Genomic DNA, 16,346 nt, shown 5'->3' with positions numbered 1-16,346 from the left:
AGATTAGAACTTAAGGTTTACATTCACCCCTATACTCCTTGTTGGAGGCAAGGCACTTGATTCAACACCCTGGCTATTTCCTGGATACAAATTGTTTTCCGGATCTATGCCTGGTGAATGACTCATTAGTATTAGAAGGTTTCTTCCTACCAAAGAAATGCTTCCACCTTTCACGAATCCTAACTTGTTATAAAATGATGCTGGAGGGCTATAGCTCAAGGAGATGTTCCTCAATTTGATGAAACTTGCATCATAAAGGTAATCGTCAAGTGCATCTCTACGCCTTACGATAATGGCCCTATTGTTTACCCTATCAGCAGAGACCAATACATCATTGACTTCACCGTTTTCATTAACACCCGGCAAAACGGCTCCGTTTTCTCTACCTAGTAGCGATCCGTAAGACATGCCTCGGTGTTCCAGGTCATAATTGGTTTGGGAATAAATGCTTCCACCAAATTTACCATCTACCAAAACGTTTAAATTAAAGGATTTGTACCTGAAATTATTTATCAAACCACCAGTCCATCGGTGTACACCTGTACCAAAAGGAACCACACCTGCTGGAACGATGGGAAGGCCAGTAGCATCAATAATGTCTCTTCCTTCTTCATCTCTCAAAATGGTTCGCCCTACAATCTGAGAATACTCCATTCCTTCTATGTGCTTGATAAAGGCTTTGGTCGTTGTGGCCAAAATCAATTCATTCGAAGTATCTGAGATTTTCAATACTTTACTTTTGTTGTAGGCAAGGTTACCCGTGATGTACCAGTCAAAATCTGCTGTAACTACAGGCTTGCCAGTTAGCAAAAACTCAACGCCTCTGTTCCGGATACTTCCTACGTTTACTGACACGCCAGAATAACCACTGGTAGTAGATATACTTTCCACTGCAATGTCATTGGTGGTTAATTTATTGTAAACGGCAAAGTCTAAACCCAATCTATTGTCCAATACCCTAATGTCTAAGCCAGCTTCGTATTCATCCACATTAAGTGGTTGAAGCAAATTGTTCGGCACTGTCTGCTGGTTGATGGTACCTAGCGGCACCCCATTGTAATTGTAGTCCATCAAACCATAAGTAAGATTCAAACCATAAGGATCTGTATCACCACCTACAGAGGCATAGGCTACACGGAATTTACTAAAGCTAATTGCTCTTGGCAGATCAATAGCATCAGAAAGCACAAAACTCACTCCTGCAGAAGGATAGAAGAAGTTGTTTGAATTGGGATTAAGGGTTGAAAACCAATCATTCCTTCCCGTCAGGTTGAGGTAAAGATAATTCCTAAAGCTCAATTCCATAGTTCCGAAAACCGAGTTGATTTTCTTGTCATAATTCTGAGTAGAGGTGTTTCTAATGGAGGTATTGTTGACCACATGCAATTGAGGCACAACAAATCCCAATCCAGAAATAGAGGTGGTATACCTGTGTTGGGACATCAAGTTACCTCCCAAATTCACGGCCAGGTCAAAGTCTTCATTCAAGTCTTTGTTTATGCCTATCAGCCCTTCAAAGTTTCTCTCCCAGAAGTTCATGACCCTTTGGTCGATCTGACCATTTGCACGGAAGCCTGTACCATCAGGTATAATATTGTCTCCTCTAAAGGTGTAATAATCCTGACCTGCTCTACCCTGAATAAACAACCATGGAAGCACATCCCAACGCGTCGTTATCCCTGTGATAAACCTGTCCTTTTGGGTTTTGTTGCTCATTCTATTGACAACATAATAGGGGTTGGTGGCATTGAGATCCGTACCTAGCACCTTCTCGCTATAATCATCATTGTAGCCTGGTGCCAATGCACTTGTTGGCATATTGGTGTTGACAAAAAGGATGGTTCCGCCAGCACTCCCCTGGGTGCCTCTATTGACATACCTGTTGTTTACATTTTCTGTAATGTAATCTACATTGGCAGAAATCGTAAGGTTTTTAGCCGCCTTTTGCGTAAGCCCCAAACTGATATTATTCCTTTCCATGCCTGAGTTTGGAATAATCCCACTGTTTTTCAAATTGGTGATACCAAGCCTGAAAGAGCCATTGTCACCACCACCTGAGAAAGAGATATTGTTACTAGAGGTGCTACCTGTTCTGTAAAAATCATCCAAAACCTGGTCTTTCACATAAGAATAAGGACGCTCAACCCCATCCAATTGAATTACCTGAGAGCCATCAAAAGGTGCTCCCCAGTGATTTTGTCCGTGATTGGCCGCGTCCTGCTGACTTGCAGGTTTTACACCACCATATCCCTGACCGTATTGGTCCTGTATTTCCCATAAATAATACGGAACATCAAAGGTATTGTGACTAGTAATTTCAACTCCCAGGCCTTTCTTACCAGCACCGGATTTGGTGGTGATTACGATCGCACCATTTTTAGCTCTTGAACCGTACAATGCAGCTGCTGTAGCGCCTTTTAGCACAGTGATCTCTGCGATATCGTCTGCGTTAATACTGGAAATATTGTCTCCCCAGTCAGGATTTGCTCCTGATGGACTACCAAATTGGGTATTGTCCATAGGCATACCATTAATCACATACAAAGGTTGGTTGTCTCCGGAAATAGAGGTATTTCCCCTAATGGTGACTCTTGAAGAGCTTCCTGGACCAGAACCTACACCTGTAACATTTACACCTGCCACTTTACCCACCAAAGAGTTGGCGAAGTTGGTTTCCCTTGCCTTGGAAAAACTTTCCCCATCTATTTTAGTAACCGAATAGCCAAGTGCTTTCACTTCTTTTCTTATACCTAAGGCTGTCACGACAACTTCATCAAGTGCTTTGGAATCCTCTTGAAGGGTGATTGAAATCATAGAACTGTTGCCTACAGCTACTTCCTGGGTAAGGAATCCTATATAGGAAAAAACCAACACATCATTGCTCTCAACACCATCCAGCGTAAAGCCACCGTCGAGGTCGGTTACCGTTCCACGGTTTTTGCCTTTAATCAAGATGGTAACACCAACGAGTGATTCTCCGCTAGCACTAACTACTTTACCCGTGATATTGGCAAACAAATTACCTGGATTAGCAATAGGTCGCGGCGCCAATACCGCTTGTTTATTGAAGGCTTTTTCTTCCTCCTTAATTAATTTATCCAGGTGTTTGGACATGCTGCGGAGAGATTTCAAACCCTCTTCATCATTTTTATAAATGATTAAAAATTGCTCATTAATAAGTTTAAAAGTAAGCGAGGTCTTCTTCAGCACCGTACCGACAGCATCTTCTACATTTACCGCATTTTTGTCATAATTCACCTTAATGCCACTTACCAAGGCTTTGTCAAAGGTGAAGTAAACGTCAAAATCCCGACTAATTTTATCAATTGCCTCAAGGAGGTACATCTCCTCACTAATTTTCAGGTCCAGCGCATTTACGTCCATTACGGACAGTAAACTCATTGTCCAAAGGCTAAATAAGCCTAGCCTCCATCTAAATTGTTTCATAATTTATCTCAGTTATTTAGGGTAATTGTTAATTATGTTATAAGCGTTTAATTTCTACTTGATCCTCATTTTCTATAAATTCTATGTCCAGTGACAAGGACAAAACCTGCTTTACGGTATCCCAGTCGGCAAAAGGGACACCCAGGTAAAGGTCTATGTCCAATAAGGCTTCATCTTCACAGACAAAAGTTTTTCCGTAAATATTGGTAAGCTTTACCAGCACTTCAGCCAGCTTCATGTCTTTGAAATTGAGAATTCCATTTTTCCAGGAAGCTGAATTAATAAAGGAGGTATTCGTTTCTTTAGCAACTTTATTGGTTTCCTGATTCACCTTTACTTTGTCTCCCGGAACCATTTTTATGACCTCAATCTCAGGATCATTCAAATGGACATCGAGGCGACCTTCATCCAGGTAGATTTCTACTTTTTCACTTCTATTGTCTACATTAAAGGAGGTGCCTATTACTTTCAGGGATACTTCGCCTGTTTCCACTACAAAGGGAATCTTTCCAGGAAGCGATTGTATGTCAAAAAACGCCTCGCCTTTCAAGACGATTTGCCGTTTGCCCTTTGCCTCCCAGGCTTTGTCCCAGGTTATGCTGGAGTTGGCATTTAGCTTGATCTCACTCCCGTCAGGCAGCGTTAATTCCTTCACCTCTCCGAAGTCCGTGTGGTACTCTTCAAAACCTGTAGCGCTGTTCTGCAAGAAGACGAACCATGAGGTAAATCCTACAACCAATAAAACGGTGGCGGCTATTCCCCAAAAAGTGAGTTGCCTGGTTGACTTCTTTGCGACTGAGGCAGTTGGGATGCGTTCGGGCTTGGAATCCTCATCCTGCACCCATAATTTATCCAATTCCTTATTTAATGCTGCCAACGAATCATCCCTATCAAGTAGGCTTAGGAATTTTTCGTATTCCTCTCTTGAAAGGGAACCATCAACATATTTTTTAAATAATTCTTCGAATTTATTTTTCACAGGTAAAGCTTTAAATGACAACATAGGTATCCCATGCAACCTCTTATCGGCATTGTCAAAGGGTAAACAGGTAGCGAAATGGACATTCCATTTCAACTTTCTCACATAAGTACAAAAACGATTTCAGGCATCTCCTTCTCAAATAGCCTTAGTCAATAAATTCACAATCGTAAAGAAGACGCCACTTTGATAAAAACAGACCAGTGGAAAAGAAAAAAAATTAAATAAAAGTAGATTGTTTGGTATTTTAAGTGAATTAAAACATAATACGATACCGTTAAAACATTAAAAATCACATCTGTTTTTGTTTTTGCGTTTTTTTAATAAATTAGCCATTCATATCTCCTCTCAGATATTAAAGTAGTCTTTGTTCAATCTATAGCCCAATATTTATTATTAAATATGAACAATGGAAAATAGAATGAAAATCTTAAGGAATAAGGTTTATTTCTTTATTTTAAAACTTGTCAAAGACAGCTCCCTCGCAGAGGACATCACCCAAGATATCATACTGAAAGCCTGGGAGTGTAAGGATAAAATCCTGGGGATGGAGAATCCTGATTTTTATGTTTTTAAGATGGCGAAAAATGCCGTGATGGACCATTTTAAAAAACTTGCCAGGGAGAAGTCTTTACAAGAAACAGTTTGGTTGTCTATGGCAAAATGGGAAAACAAAACAGAAAGCCATATCTACGAACGAGAAACGATACATCGCCTGGACCTCATTATCAAAGAGCTTCCCCAAAGGCAACAGGAAGTATTTAAGCTACACCATTCAGAAGAGCTGTCACTACCTGAGATCGCGCAGGAATTAAACATTGCTCCCAACACAGCAAAAAACCATCTTTTCAGGGCGTTAAAGGTAATCCGTTCACAAATGAAACCTGAATTGTTGACCGTTATCATAGGATCTATTGGCCAATTGAATTTTTAGGGAAGAATTTATCCTCACTTTTTATCGCACTTAAAGGAATAGGTGCTCACGACATACTCCCTATGGTAATATTGACGGCTAAGCCTAACAAATTCCAAAACCCGATAGGGTTGTCATTTTTGTAGCCAAGGCTGTCAAGCCTTGGTCAAAACGATAAGCACAATCCGATTTTGGCGGTATTGTTGCTTTTTTTTTGCAACAATGCTGACAAAATCACTCTCGCTTATAGTTAACCAAATTTCTACCTATTCATTTTTGGCCCTGAGTTGCTACGCTTCAGGGCAGGCCCTGAGTGAGTTAAAAATCAGGGCAGGCCCTGAGTGGGTTAAAAATCAGGGCAGGCCCTGAGTGAGTTAAAAATCAGGGCAGGCCCTGAGTGGGTTAAAAATCAGGGCAGGCTTGCCACAAAAACGAACCAAAAAAGTCAAGGCTGTATGTAAATCTTAACGCAAAATGAATCACTCCCTGTCTAAACAAAAAAACTCGGCCGAAAAGGCCTCAAACAGTTTTTTGTTTTTAACGCCATTGAGCAATCCATTTAACTAATTTCCATAAGGCCGAAAAAAGTAAATGGAATTGAATAAGCTTAGGCAGCTAAAGCTATACAGGCTAGCTATTTAACCTAGCATAGAACTCATTTTCGCTTGACATTACTCCCTATGGAAATATTGACGGTAAAGCCTAACAAATCCCAAAACCCCAAGGGGTGCCATTTTTGTAGCAAAGGCTGTCAAGCCTTGGTCAAAACGGTAAGCATAACCTGATTCTGGCGGTATTGTTGCTTTTTTTTCTGCAACAATGCTGACAAATTCAATCTCGCTTAAAGTTAACCAAATTTGTACCTGTTCATTTTCCCCCCTGAGTTGCTACGCTTCAGGGCAGGCCCTGAGTGAGTTAAAAATCAGGGCAGGCCCTGAGTGGGTTAAAAATCAGGGCAGGCCCTGAGTGGGTTAAAAATCAGGGCAGGCTTGCCACAAAAACGAACCAAAAAAGTCAAGGCTGTATGTAAATCTTAACGCAAAATGAATCACTCCCTGGCTAAACAAAAAAAACTCGGCCGAAAAGGCCTCAAACAGTTTTTTGTTTTTAACGCCATTGAGCAATCCATTTTACTAATTTCCATAAGGCCGAAAAAAGTAAATGGAATTGAATAAGCTTAGGCAGCTTAAGCCATATAGTCTAGCTATTTAACCTAGCATAGAACTCATTTTCGCTTGACATTACTCCCTATGGAAATATTGACGGTAAAGCCTAACAAATCCCAAAACCCCATAGGGGTGCCATTTTTGTAGCCAAGGCTGTGAATCCTTGGTAAAAACGATAAGAATAACCCGATTTTGGCGGTATTGTTGCTTTTTTTCTGCAACAATGCTGACAAAATCATTTATAGGCATTATTTTTTTTATTCAGCTATTCTATTTTTCAAATCCATTCTTTCGTGTAAGATCCTGATAATTTCAATTCTTTCGGGCTTAATTATTTGATAGAAGATTATATGCTTTCCAGATTTTATTCCAAGAAGGTTTCTATTTATTCCATCATATTCTTTTCCAATGTTTGGATTATCAGCGATTCCATTACACACCATTTTTATCGTTGCGTAATACTTGTCCGCTTGAGTTTCAGACCAGGTTTCGAAAGTGTAAAACCAAATATTATTTAAATCGTCGATGGCTTTTTGCCTTAATACAACTTTAGCCATTTTTTCTTTTTTCCGCTTTTAATTTTTTAAGATTCTCATCGAAATCAAAGTCTTCAACAATTGGACTATTTAATCCTTGTTGAATTGCATTTCTTAAAGCAATTTCTTTGCTTTCCTCATTTTCCAATAATCGAAGTCCAGCTCTGATTACCTCGCTTACATTTTTATACCGTCCGGTAGAAACTTGGCTACTCACAAATTGGTCAAAATAATTCCCGAGTGATATTGAAGTGTTTTTACTCATAATTTTAACTTTTACTCTAAAATACCAATTATTGGTAATTTTCCCAAATAACACTAAACAACTTTATAAACTCAAGCTTAGCTGAGAATTTGCGCATAAGCCAAACATTCACACTATCGGCTTGAATTTTGCTTTTTTATTTTGAGCCTTGATAGTGTGATTTTTACCAGCAATGGGTGAAATAATATTGTTGTAAAGCCTAAAAAATCCCAAAACCCCATAGGGGTGCCATTTTTGTAGCCAATGCTGTCAAGCCTTGGTCAAAACGGTAAGCATAACCTGATTCTGGCGGTATTGTTGCTTTTTTTCTACAACAATGCTGACAAAATCAATCTCGCTTAAAGTTAACCAAATTTCTACCTGTTCATTTTCCCCCCTGAGTTGCTACGCTTCAGGGCAGGCCCTGAGTGAGTTAAAAATCAGGGCAGGCCCTGAGTGAGTTAAAAATCAGGGCAGGCTTGCCACAAAAACGAACCAAAAAAGTCAAGGCTGTATGTAAATCTTAACGCAAAATGAATCACTCCCTGTCTAAACAAAAAAACTCGGCCGAAAAGGCCTCAAACAGTTTTTTGTTTTTAACGCCATTGAGCAATCCATTTTACTAATTTCCATAAGGCCGAAAAAAGTAAATGGAATTGAATAAGCTTAGGCAGCTTAAGCCATACAGGCTAGCTATTTAACCTAGGATAGAACTCATTTTCACTTGACATTACTCCCTATGGAAATATTGACAGCTAAGCCTTACAAATCCCAAAACCCGATAGGGTTGTCATTTTTGTAGCCAAGGCTGTCAAGCCTTGGTCAAAACGATAAGCACAATCCGATTTTGGCGGTATTGTTGCTTTTTTTTGCAACAATGCTGACAAAATCATTTATAGGCATTATTTTTTTTTATTCAGCTATTCTATTTTTCAAATCCATTCTTTCGTGTAAGCTCCTGATAATTTCAATTCTTTCGGGCTTAATTATTTGATAGAAGATTATATGCTTTCCAGATTTTATTCCAAGAAGGTTTCTATTTATTCCATCATATTCTTTTCCAATGTTTGGATTATCAGCGATTCCATTACACACCATTTTTATCGTTGCGTAATACTTGTCCGCTTGAGTTTCAGACCAGGTTTCGAAAGTGTAAAACCAAATATTATTTAAATCGTCGATGGCTTTTTGCCTTAATACAACTTTAGCCATTTTTTCTTTTTTCCGCTTTTAATTTTTTAAGATTCTCATCGAAATCAAAGTCTTCAACAATTGGACTATTTAATCCTTGTTGAATTGCATTTCTTAAAGCAATTTCTTTGCTTTCCTCATTTTCCAATAATCGAAGTCCAGCTCTGATTACCTCGCTTACATTTTTATACCGTCCGGTAGAAACTTGGCTACTCACAAATTGGTCAAAATAATTCCCGAGTGATATTGAAGTGTTTTTACTCATAATTTTAACTTTTACTCTAAAATACCAATTATTGGTAATTTTCCCAAATAACACTAAACAACTTTATAAACTCAAGCTTAGCTGAGAATTTGCGCATAAGCCAAACATTCACACTATCGGCTTGAATTTTGCTTTTTTATTTTGAGCCTTGATAGTGTGATTTTTACCAGCAATGGGTGAAATAATATTGTTGTAAAGCCTAAAAAATCCCAAAACCCCATAGGGGTGCCATTTTTGTAGCCAATGCTGTCAAGCCTTGGTCAAAACGGTAAGCATAACCTGATTCTGGCGGTATTGTTGCTTTTTTTCTACAACAATGCTGACAAAATCAATCTCGCTTAAAGTTAACCAAATTTCTACCTGTTCATTTTCCCCCCTGAGTTGCTACGCTTCAGGGCAGGCCCTGAGTGAGTTAAAAATCAGGGCAGGCCCTGAGTGAGTTAAAAATCAGGGCAGGCTTGCCACAAAAACGAACCAAAAAAGTCAAGGCTGTATGTAAATCTTAACGCAAAATGAATCACTCCCTGGCTAAACAAAAAAAACTCGGCCGAAAAGGCCTCAAACAGTTTTTTGTTTTTAACGCCATTGAGCAATCCATTTTACTAATTTCCATAAGGCCGAAAAAAGTAAATGGAATTGAATAAGCTTAGGCAGCTTAAGCCATATAGTCTAGCTATTTAACCTAGCATAGAACTCATTTTCGCTTGACATTACTCCCTATGGAAATATTGACGGTAAAGCCTAACAAATCCCAAAACCCCATAGGGGTGCCATTTTTGTAGCCAAGGCTGTGAATCCTTGGTAAAAACGATAAGAATAACCCGATTTTGGCGGTATTGTTGCTTTTTTTTCTGCAACAATGCTGACAAAATCACTTACGTAAACCGGCTTACCTAACCACTCTAAAAATTGTGGATTTTCATCCAACCCATTGGCCACAGCGAAAAAATCCCTCATCCAATCATCTATCTTACAAAGGTTGCCTCTTTGGTTTTTGTGGCATCTTGTGACTCCCCTTTTACTCTCAAGTAGGTAGAACGTACCGCTTCTATATCTGAAATCATTGCCCTTACAGCATTTAAATCATCCACAGAAATCTTGAACCTTGCGAGTTTGCTATTCAGCTGGGGATCTGTGATTTAGTGATCAGTGATCTGAGGTTATACCAATTTGAAAATAATTCAAAACCATCACACGATCACCACATCACCAACTCACTACATCACAACATCACCCGATCACCAAATCACCCCATCACCACATCACCACATCCATTTAAATCAGTATTCCGGCGGCTCTAATTCTGCAAGAAGTTGTGCGAACAGTCCCATTCCCCAATTGCATATTGAACCTTTTGTTTTTCTTTGAAATGCTATACCACCTTTATTTTCTTCCGCTACACCATCAAGATACCCGTCGGCTGTAAGTCTTTTCTCCACCCCTTGTAAAGCCAGCAATGCAGCTGCTTTAGCATTCTTTCCTAACCAACCTCTACGCACTCCAATTGCCATTGCCGTGGCTATACCGCATGTGCCGGATGTTTCAGGTGCAGTAAGAGAATCTCCGGCAAAGACTGACCACATCCCATCTTCTCCTTGAATTGTAATTAAATAATCAGTTGCCCTTTGTAACTCTTCAATTAAATCTTGTGGAGGATTAGGTAAGACATCCAATGTTTTTGCAAGCCCTAATACATACCAGGTTAAACCTCTCGACCACAAGCGGAAAGTTCTTTCCTGTGTAGCTAAATTGTATCTTAACCAAATTGCCCCTTGTTTGTCAATTAGGTAATCGCGTCGAAATCTTAACTGACTGATTGCTACATCTGCCAATTCAGGTTTGTTTAATTGTTGAGAAATTACCGCTAAAGGCCAAGCGACAGTGTAATTTCCTTCGGCAACAATTGTATTTCCATTTTTTATGACACCCGCTGAATCTGTTTTACTTTCCCAAAAGTTTAAAACATGCTCAATTTCAGGATGCTCAGGTTTCCATAGGGCCAACTGAGCCAGACACGATGTAAACTCTATTCCAATTTTTTCATAGTTGTGATTAATACTATCATTATTAGGAAAAATGAGTGACATGTGCTTTTCCAGGCTATTTTTATACCTTGTTCCATCCCCTGCCCTTTCCGACAGTTTAGCGATTCCATCTATTACGCATCCCTCTTGCCATCCGTACTCTGTTAAACTGGCAAGAGAAGCCATTCTTTTATAAAATTCTTCTCGAGGTGATGTTTCGCCCGGAATGAGTAGATGTGGTAAAAAGTTATCTAAACCCAGTGCTGTATGCGTAAAAACGCCAACAGGCCCTCCTTTTCCTTTTGACCGGACTTTCAATCCGTTCTTTAAAACATCAGGTAGGTATTTTCCTTGAATTTTACATTGTACGAGCTGAAAGGGTGTACCAAGAGATATATCCATTGAATCAATTAATTCATTTCCCTCCGTAAACAATAAAAATTTTTGGCGACTGTTTAAATCAGAATCAAGCGTAAGCCTGAAATAAGCCCCTTCATTAAATGATTTATCGGATAAACTATCCCATTTAAAGATCAATTCACTCTGCGAAGAGTCAGGATACAATAGGGCAGATTCAAATCCCATTTTCACCCCGCCTGTTTCTTCTTCCTTGGACTGCCTATAATTCCCCATGATTTTAGGAACGGAATAAGAGGCTTCCTCCCTTACCTTATCAATTTGTGTTTTAGTATTATGCTTGCAGCCCCATCCAACAACTATCAAAATGATCATTACTATTACTTGCTGACATCCCATTCTCATTGATTTTTCTATATAGTATTTTTGGCTCTTTAATCTCATTGTAAGTATTTTAATAACCACTAACGGTCCAGTATATCGATCGTATTTTTCTGTGTTGCGCCTGCGGCTAAAAATATGCTCCGACCAGCGTTTGTTATGTGTCTGATTTCATTTTATAGCATAATTTGTCCCGGGTCCTTTTCCAAATTTTTCGATTATTTCATCTTTAATCATTTGACTTAATATCCTCTTGGTTGTTGGGTTAGGAATAATAAGTTTTGCTGATATTTCTCCAGATTTACATCCTGGATTTGACGAAATAAATAAATATATGGACCTATCTCGTGGTGACAGTTTTGCAGTGGTTGCTTTAATTTCTAATTTTTTATCGAGTTTAATTTGAATCTTTATTAGTGAATCTAAAAAAAAATTCACCCATTCTGATATATTTTCATTAGGTCGTTGTGCCTGACAATTTCTGAGAACATTATAATATTCTTTCTTACGATTTTCAATTTCATGCTCGAAGCTTATGTATTGAATCCAGATATAGTTATTTTTTATTAGTAACAATGTTGTCAGTAAGCGGCTTAATCGGCCGTTACCATCTTGGAATGGATGAATACTTAGGAATTCATATACGAATAAAGCTACTTTGATTAAATGATGCGTTTCAGATTTTCGATTGTACCAGTTAATTAGACTATTCATTGCATCGTCAGTAGCAAATCCTGGTTCGGTGGTTCTGAAAATTACTTGCTTACTACCATCTGGAAAGTTTGCTTCCACTGCGTTACTGTGTTGCTTATATTCCCCTTTATGCCATTTATCCTTTTCACTTATTTTTAATAATTGATTGTGTAAGTTTTTTATAGCACTTTTCGAAATGGTGATTTCATTAGGGGAATCCGTTATAATACTTAGTACATTATAGTACCCTGCAACTTCTTGACTATCCCTATCGTCAATTTGTGATAGCTTAATATTCTGGATTAAGGCTTTAACCTCATCATTATTCATATGAGAGCCTTCGATTCTCGTTGAAGAACCTACACTTTGAATGGTTGCAAACGCTTTCAATTGGCTAAGATTCTGCTTTTCTCGTTTTTCAAGTGCCGTCCAAGAAGCATCAAATCTATCTATTTGACTAAGCTGGGATATTAACTTCCAATTTAGATCAATTTCGAAATTGTATATTTTTTGGCTCATTACTATCAAAGATACAAAAATTACTGATACGGTATGATACGATATGAGCTATTTTTGATTCGGTAATTGACATAGTAGCGTATAGCCTGATAGCCTACTTGTGTCCTGCTAGTTTACTACAAATCAAATGACTGTTGATCTTTGTAGTAGGACAGGGTTCTCCCGAAAAATCGGATTCAAAACTGTCCCCAAATCTATGGGTACAATTATTGAAGCTACAACGGGTTCACACTTGCGCATTGCGGCTTAAGTATTTGAAACATCGGAGCTTCAGCGAATTCCTCACGAAATTTACTGTCCGCTTTTCTTCAGGGTGAACAGTCTATTGCCCTGGTAGGATTTACACCTACTGGATAAATCCCACTTCGTGGCGCACTAACGTTTAATGTAAAATGCGTTTTAATTCATTTTTTCTTAGTGTTGGCTACAGTTTTTATTTTATTAAATAGTCCAATGTTCAATAAAATCGGTGCAGTCCACCATGCATAATAAGTCCCGCAATTTTGGAACCATATCGTTAAATCGTAAGTCTTTATTCCCATATCTGATATGAATTTTATCGTACAGTTACTGTCGTTTAACCAAATGTAACTTGCAATCAAAATGCAGATGAATGTCCCGTACCATATCCAACTTTTCTTCTTAACTACTTGATAAAACAGACTTATAAAGATTACTGAGAATAGTAAAAAGGGAAGTGACCTGTCTAAGAGTATTAGAAGAGTCAGGTCAGATTTATGGAAAACCACATAAAGAAGATCTTCAAATAAGGTCGTATTAGTCAGCAGTAGTAGGGCTGAGACAATAAATCCTGCTTTTAGATTTTTAGTCAGAACGAGTATTAATGCAATTGGAAAAAGCAGCAAAATATAAGGGGAATATCCAATTTGGTCAGTTTTTGCGAACGAAATAATGGTTTCCAAATCATAAGAAGTCAGCCTGCTTGGGAGAAATATAGATGCGATTAAAATCAGTGTCGCTGCTCCGATTATGTATTTGGATTTCTTCTTCATTTTAATTGTTGCCAACGGTAAGTGTAGCCGATTGCGTGGCACTTAGCTGTCAAGTTACACAAAAGTTGGAGCGAGCTACAACCCTTGAATTTACTACTGTCTCGGCTATTATTTTTATACATTGTTACCAGCTGGGCTTTATTATTTTTTATTCTTAATCAAATCACTAATAGCAGCTTGTAAAACTTGCCATGATATTTTTGCTGTATCAATATCAGGTGAAAATCCACTAATCATTTGTTGATATGGATGAATATAATTTCTAAAATCTCTCAATGAGTGACTAAATTTCTGTACATCTAATCCAAGTAATCCAACACTATAAGCAACATCTATCAAATTGTTTAATGTCCAGTCTTGAAATGAAAGAACCTTACCTGTTTCTTTATTTTTAGGGCTTGCAGTTGATTGATTGAATTCTTTCATATTTGAAGTAGCAGTTCCTAATAGAATCCCCTCTAAAACACTTCCACACATTATCACTACCGACAGAGAAGATTCGCTTTGAATACTTTTTCTAATTTCATTTAATCTTGATTTCAAGATTTCAATTACGCCACTGTCAATTCCCAATTAATCAATAGCAAGGTTTTTAAATTCCTTTTTCAGAAAATCACTTTCAGATGTTTCAGAATTATTATTAGTCTTTTTTGATACTCCTCTTAATTTATTTGCAAGTGTAAGACTATCATTAAATATTTGAACTTCACTTTTAGTAAGCTCCTCATTATTAATTTTCTTCTTTGCTCTCCAATAAGCAAGCATCTCATTTGTCAGTATGCCAACCTGCTTATCTGATTCCAGTTGCCAAAAAGCTCTTAGTCTTTTTGCCTTTGAATCACCATACACTTCATATTTTGAATTATAAATATCAATTTTACATGTGTCGTATACAAACTGTTGAAATGTTGTGTTGGAAAAATCTAAGACATAGCCACCGCCCATATCAAATAGGTTTTCAAGTATTAATTTATCAGTCTGTTTTAAATTTGCCACAATTTATTTTTTTTCAAGTTTATTTATTCCTTTTAAAACAGCTTCTCTATTTTTTCCAGAAGTCATCCAAGTGGGGAGTTTTTCAACCATTGTCCAGCCACTACGACCATACTTCTCTCTCAAATCTGCCGATATGTATTCTTTCAAGTATGAAAGATGGTCATAATTATATGCCCACAAAGTATTTCCCTTAACTGACTGTGTTAGCCACAGAGGAAGTTGAAAATAAGGGTCTGTAGGTTTTCCGTTATATTCATAAATCCACTCAAGTCTAATATTCCTCGGCTTGTAGTTGTTTGTCTCATCACACTTCGAACACTTTAATGCTACTTCCTCTTTCTTTTCATTGACACTTGGGATACTAAATTTTATATCCTCTGCACAATTTGAACACTTACAATTTAACTCAACTTTGTATGATTCTTTTCTTCCAATCTGAGTATATGAACAATTTGGACAATTAATCCGCCTAGTGGAGAGGTAACTTGGTTCGTCTCTTGAAACAATTGCTCTTAATTGACATTTTGGACATTGAATATATATTTCATTTTCAAAGTGGCCTAATCCATAATTTTTATCTTGGAATCTTTTCATTTTTAGCAATAAAGTTTATTTAGTAGCACTGTCTCCGCCTTGCTGGTAACGCCATGGCTAAGAAACGTGCGGTTTTTGGAACACGTTAATGACCATTTAGCCGTGATTTGAGTGGAAGATAATCATCTTCAATTTAACGGGATCCCGCATGTTTTCTTAGGTGATGTTGTGCTTAGTTTTTATTTTTTTTCGTATTTCAGTTAATCCAAAATTCATGATTATCGAAACAATGATTGTCACGGCTAATATGGGTCTCCAATTTTCTATTGGGTAGAACATTACGATTATCAATAACAGTAGTGGAATAATGTAGCTAAACTTCTTCAAGCTTAAGAGATTCTGTGTCAATGCTGTCAAAGCAAGAGTCGCAATAATGGCAATCATACAAGGAATAAAAAAAACAACTAGATACATTCCGCCTGCATTCATGTCTCCGTGCTCCTTGACGTAGCCATAAACAAGCAAGCAGGGAATCAAACTTAAGGTCAGTATGATGAGATTTTTAATCATCCTAATTGTCTGCGTTTGAAAAAAGCGAATATGAAACCTGCAAGAATGTGTCCTAGAACGACAGCAGCAATCAAGAACAATTGTCCTAGTCCATATTCATCATGTCCCAAAAATTCAATCTTCGATTGTGTCAGCCAAGTCAGATAGCCAACCATAAGAATCAAGTTAATCAAGAAAAACGTCCAAAATTTTGTCCACCTAGACAGCCAATAAAGACTAATCATCCATACTCCAAGTGGTATCATCATTATAAGTGCGATTTCCATTTTTTTTAATTAGGCACAACAATTGTATATAAACACATTTTAGCCCAGGAGTTACGTATATATCGACTATGCACACCACTCCTTCCTTTACCTTCCCCTTAAATTAACAATTTAGGCCAACCAAACCATTGTAAATACTAAAATCTTAATGGAATTAATTAAAAACGGTCAGAAAAATGACATAAATGGACATTACTTTTACCAAAAAACAGAATATACTTAGGCCTACGCTTTTCTCACTTCCATAATTTA

At 37.8% G+C, this 16,346-nt stretch carries 15 protein-coding genes; 1 reads left to right on the top strand and 14 read right to left on the bottom strand.

Annotation, left to right across the window (positions count from 1 at the left end):
• Nucleotides 1-3: 3 nt before the first annotated feature.
• The gene (locus tag AC0L7T_RS05835) at nt 4-3,447 is read right to left on the bottom strand and encodes a SusC/RagA family TonB-linked outer membrane protein (protein WP_473341551.1); all 3,444 of its coding nucleotides are present in this window, start codon (nt 3,445-3,447) and stop codon (nt 4-6) included.
• 37 nt (nt 3,448-3,484) lie between these two features.
• A complete protein-coding gene (locus AC0L7T_RS05830) occupies nt 3,485-4,426 on the bottom strand; it encodes a FecR family protein (protein WP_473341550.1) in 942 nt (313 codons plus the stop codon).
• 409 nt (nt 4,427-4,835) lie between these two features.
• Here AC0L7T_RS05830 and AC0L7T_RS05825 point away from each other — a divergent pair, with 409 nt between their 5' ends.
• On the top strand, nt 4,836-5,360 hold the full coding sequence (locus tag AC0L7T_RS05825; protein ID WP_473341549.1) for an RNA polymerase sigma factor: 525 nt from the start codon (nt 4,836-4,838) through the stop codon (nt 5,358-5,360).
• Nucleotides 5,361-6,762: 1,402 nt separating this feature from the next.
• Here the strand turns inward: AC0L7T_RS05825 and AC0L7T_RS05820 are convergent.
• From AC0L7T_RS05820 to AC0L7T_RS05765, 12 genes are all read right to left on the bottom strand, one after another.
• Nucleotides 6,763-7,062, bottom strand: coding sequence for a type II toxin-antitoxin system RelE/ParE family toxin (locus tag AC0L7T_RS05820; RefSeq protein WP_473341548.1), 300 nt, complete (start codon nt 7,060-7,062; stop codon nt 6,763-6,765).
• Nucleotides 7,055-7,306, bottom strand: a complete 252-nt coding sequence (locus tag AC0L7T_RS05815; protein WP_473341546.1) for a type II toxin-antitoxin system ParD family antitoxin — start codon at nt 7,304-7,306, stop codon at nt 7,055-7,057. The genes AC0L7T_RS05820 and AC0L7T_RS05815 overlap by 8 nt, the downstream gene beginning before the upstream one ends.
• Nucleotides 7,307-8,197: 891 nt before the next feature.
• Entirely contained in the window at nt 8,198-8,497 is a 300-nt protein-coding gene (locus AC0L7T_RS05810) for a type II toxin-antitoxin system RelE/ParE family toxin (RefSeq protein ID WP_473341547.1), read from the bottom strand.
• A complete protein-coding gene (locus AC0L7T_RS05805) occupies nt 8,490-8,741 on the bottom strand; it encodes a type II toxin-antitoxin system ParD family antitoxin (RefSeq protein ID WP_473341546.1) in 252 nt (83 codons plus the stop codon). The genes AC0L7T_RS05810 and AC0L7T_RS05805 overlap by 8 nt, the downstream gene beginning before the upstream one ends.
• A gap of 741 nt (nt 8,742-9,482) precedes the next feature.
• Entirely contained in the window at nt 9,483-9,698 is a 216-nt protein-coding gene (locus tag AC0L7T_RS05800; RefSeq protein WP_473341545.1) for a hypothetical protein, read from the bottom strand.
• Nucleotides 9,699-10,021: 323 nt separating this feature from the next.
• On the bottom strand, nt 10,022-11,566 hold the full coding sequence (locus tag AC0L7T_RS05795) for a glycoside hydrolase family 88 protein (RefSeq protein WP_473341544.1): 1,545 nt from the start codon (nt 11,564-11,566) through the stop codon (nt 10,022-10,024).
• 108 nt (nt 11,567-11,674) lie between these two features.
• A complete protein-coding gene (locus tag AC0L7T_RS05790; RefSeq protein WP_473341543.1) occupies nt 11,675-12,715 on the bottom strand; it encodes a Fic family protein in 1,041 nt (346 codons plus the stop codon).
• A gap of 404 nt (nt 12,716-13,119) precedes the next feature.
• Nucleotides 13,120-13,728: a hypothetical protein gene (locus AC0L7T_RS05785; RefSeq protein WP_473341542.1), complete on the bottom strand. Its 609-nt coding sequence runs from the start codon at nt 13,726-13,728 to the stop codon at nt 13,120-13,122.
• A 141-nt stretch (nt 13,729-13,869) separates the two neighbouring features.
• Nucleotides 13,870-14,271, bottom strand: coding sequence for a hypothetical protein (locus AC0L7T_RS05780; RefSeq protein WP_473341541.1), 402 nt, complete (start codon nt 14,269-14,271; stop codon nt 13,870-13,872).
• Between the two features lie 30 nt (nt 14,272-14,301).
• On the bottom strand, nt 14,302-14,724 hold the full coding sequence (locus AC0L7T_RS05775; protein ID WP_473341540.1) for a hypothetical protein: 423 nt from the start codon (nt 14,722-14,724) through the stop codon (nt 14,302-14,304).
• A 3-nt stretch (nt 14,725-14,727) separates the two neighbouring features.
• Complete coding sequence (locus tag AC0L7T_RS05770) at nt 14,728-15,318, bottom strand: hypothetical protein (RefSeq protein WP_473341539.1); 591 nt, start codon at nt 15,316-15,318, stop codon at nt 14,728-14,730.
• 506 nt (nt 15,319-15,824) lie between these two features.
• Nucleotides 15,825-16,094: a hypothetical protein gene (locus AC0L7T_RS05765; RefSeq protein WP_473341538.1), complete on the bottom strand. Its 270-nt coding sequence runs from the start codon at nt 16,092-16,094 to the stop codon at nt 15,825-15,827.
• Nucleotides 16,095-16,346 lie beyond the last annotated feature (252 nt).

The organism is Cyclobacterium sp. 10D3-21 (assembly GCF_055809755.1).
The sequence above is the reverse complement of the archived record's forward strand: the minus strand, read 5'-3'. Positions and strand labels throughout refer to the sequence as shown.

Excerpts from the sequence above, each read along its gene's own strand:
- AC0L7T_RS05835 (WP_473341551.1), bottom strand. The coding sequence starts at position 3,447 with ATGAAACAATTTAGATGGAGGCTAGGCTTATTTAGCCTTTGGACAATG.
- AC0L7T_RS05825 (WP_473341549.1), top strand. The coding sequence starts at position 4,836 with ATGGAAAATAGAATGAAAATCTTAAGGAATAAGGTTTATTTCTTTATT.
- AC0L7T_RS05820 (WP_473341548.1), bottom strand. The coding sequence starts at position 7,062 with ATGGCTAAAGTTGTATTAAGGCAAAAAGCCATCGACGATTTAAATAAT.
- AC0L7T_RS05815 (WP_473341546.1), bottom strand. The coding sequence starts at position 7,306 with ATGAGTAAAAACACTTCAATATCACTCGGGAATTATTTTGACCAATTT.
- AC0L7T_RS05810 (WP_473341547.1), bottom strand. The coding sequence starts at position 8,497 with ATGGCTAAAGTTGTATTAAGGCAAAAAGCCATCGACGATTTAAATAAT.
- AC0L7T_RS05805 (WP_473341546.1), bottom strand. The coding sequence starts at position 8,741 with ATGAGTAAAAACACTTCAATATCACTCGGGAATTATTTTGACCAATTT.
- AC0L7T_RS05800 (WP_473341545.1), bottom strand. The coding sequence starts at position 9,698 with ATGAGGGATTTTTTCGCTGTGGCCAATGGGTTGGATGAAAATCCACAA.
- AC0L7T_RS05795 (WP_473341544.1), bottom strand. The coding sequence starts at position 11,566 with ATGAGATTAAAGAGCCAAAAATACTATATAGAAAAATCAATGAGAATG.
- AC0L7T_RS05790 (WP_473341543.1), bottom strand. The coding sequence starts at position 12,715 with ATGAGCCAAAAAATATACAATTTCGAAATTGATCTAAATTGGAAGTTA.
- AC0L7T_RS05785 (WP_473341542.1), bottom strand. The coding sequence starts at position 13,728 with ATGAAGAAGAAATCCAAATACATAATCGGAGCAGCGACACTGATTTTA.
- AC0L7T_RS05770 (WP_473341539.1), bottom strand. The coding sequence starts at position 15,318 with ATGAAAAGATTCCAAGATAAAAATTATGGATTAGGCCACTTTGAAAAT.
- AC0L7T_RS05765 (WP_473341538.1), bottom strand. The coding sequence starts at position 16,094 with ATGGAAATCGCACTTATAATGATGATACCACTTGGAGTATGGATGATT.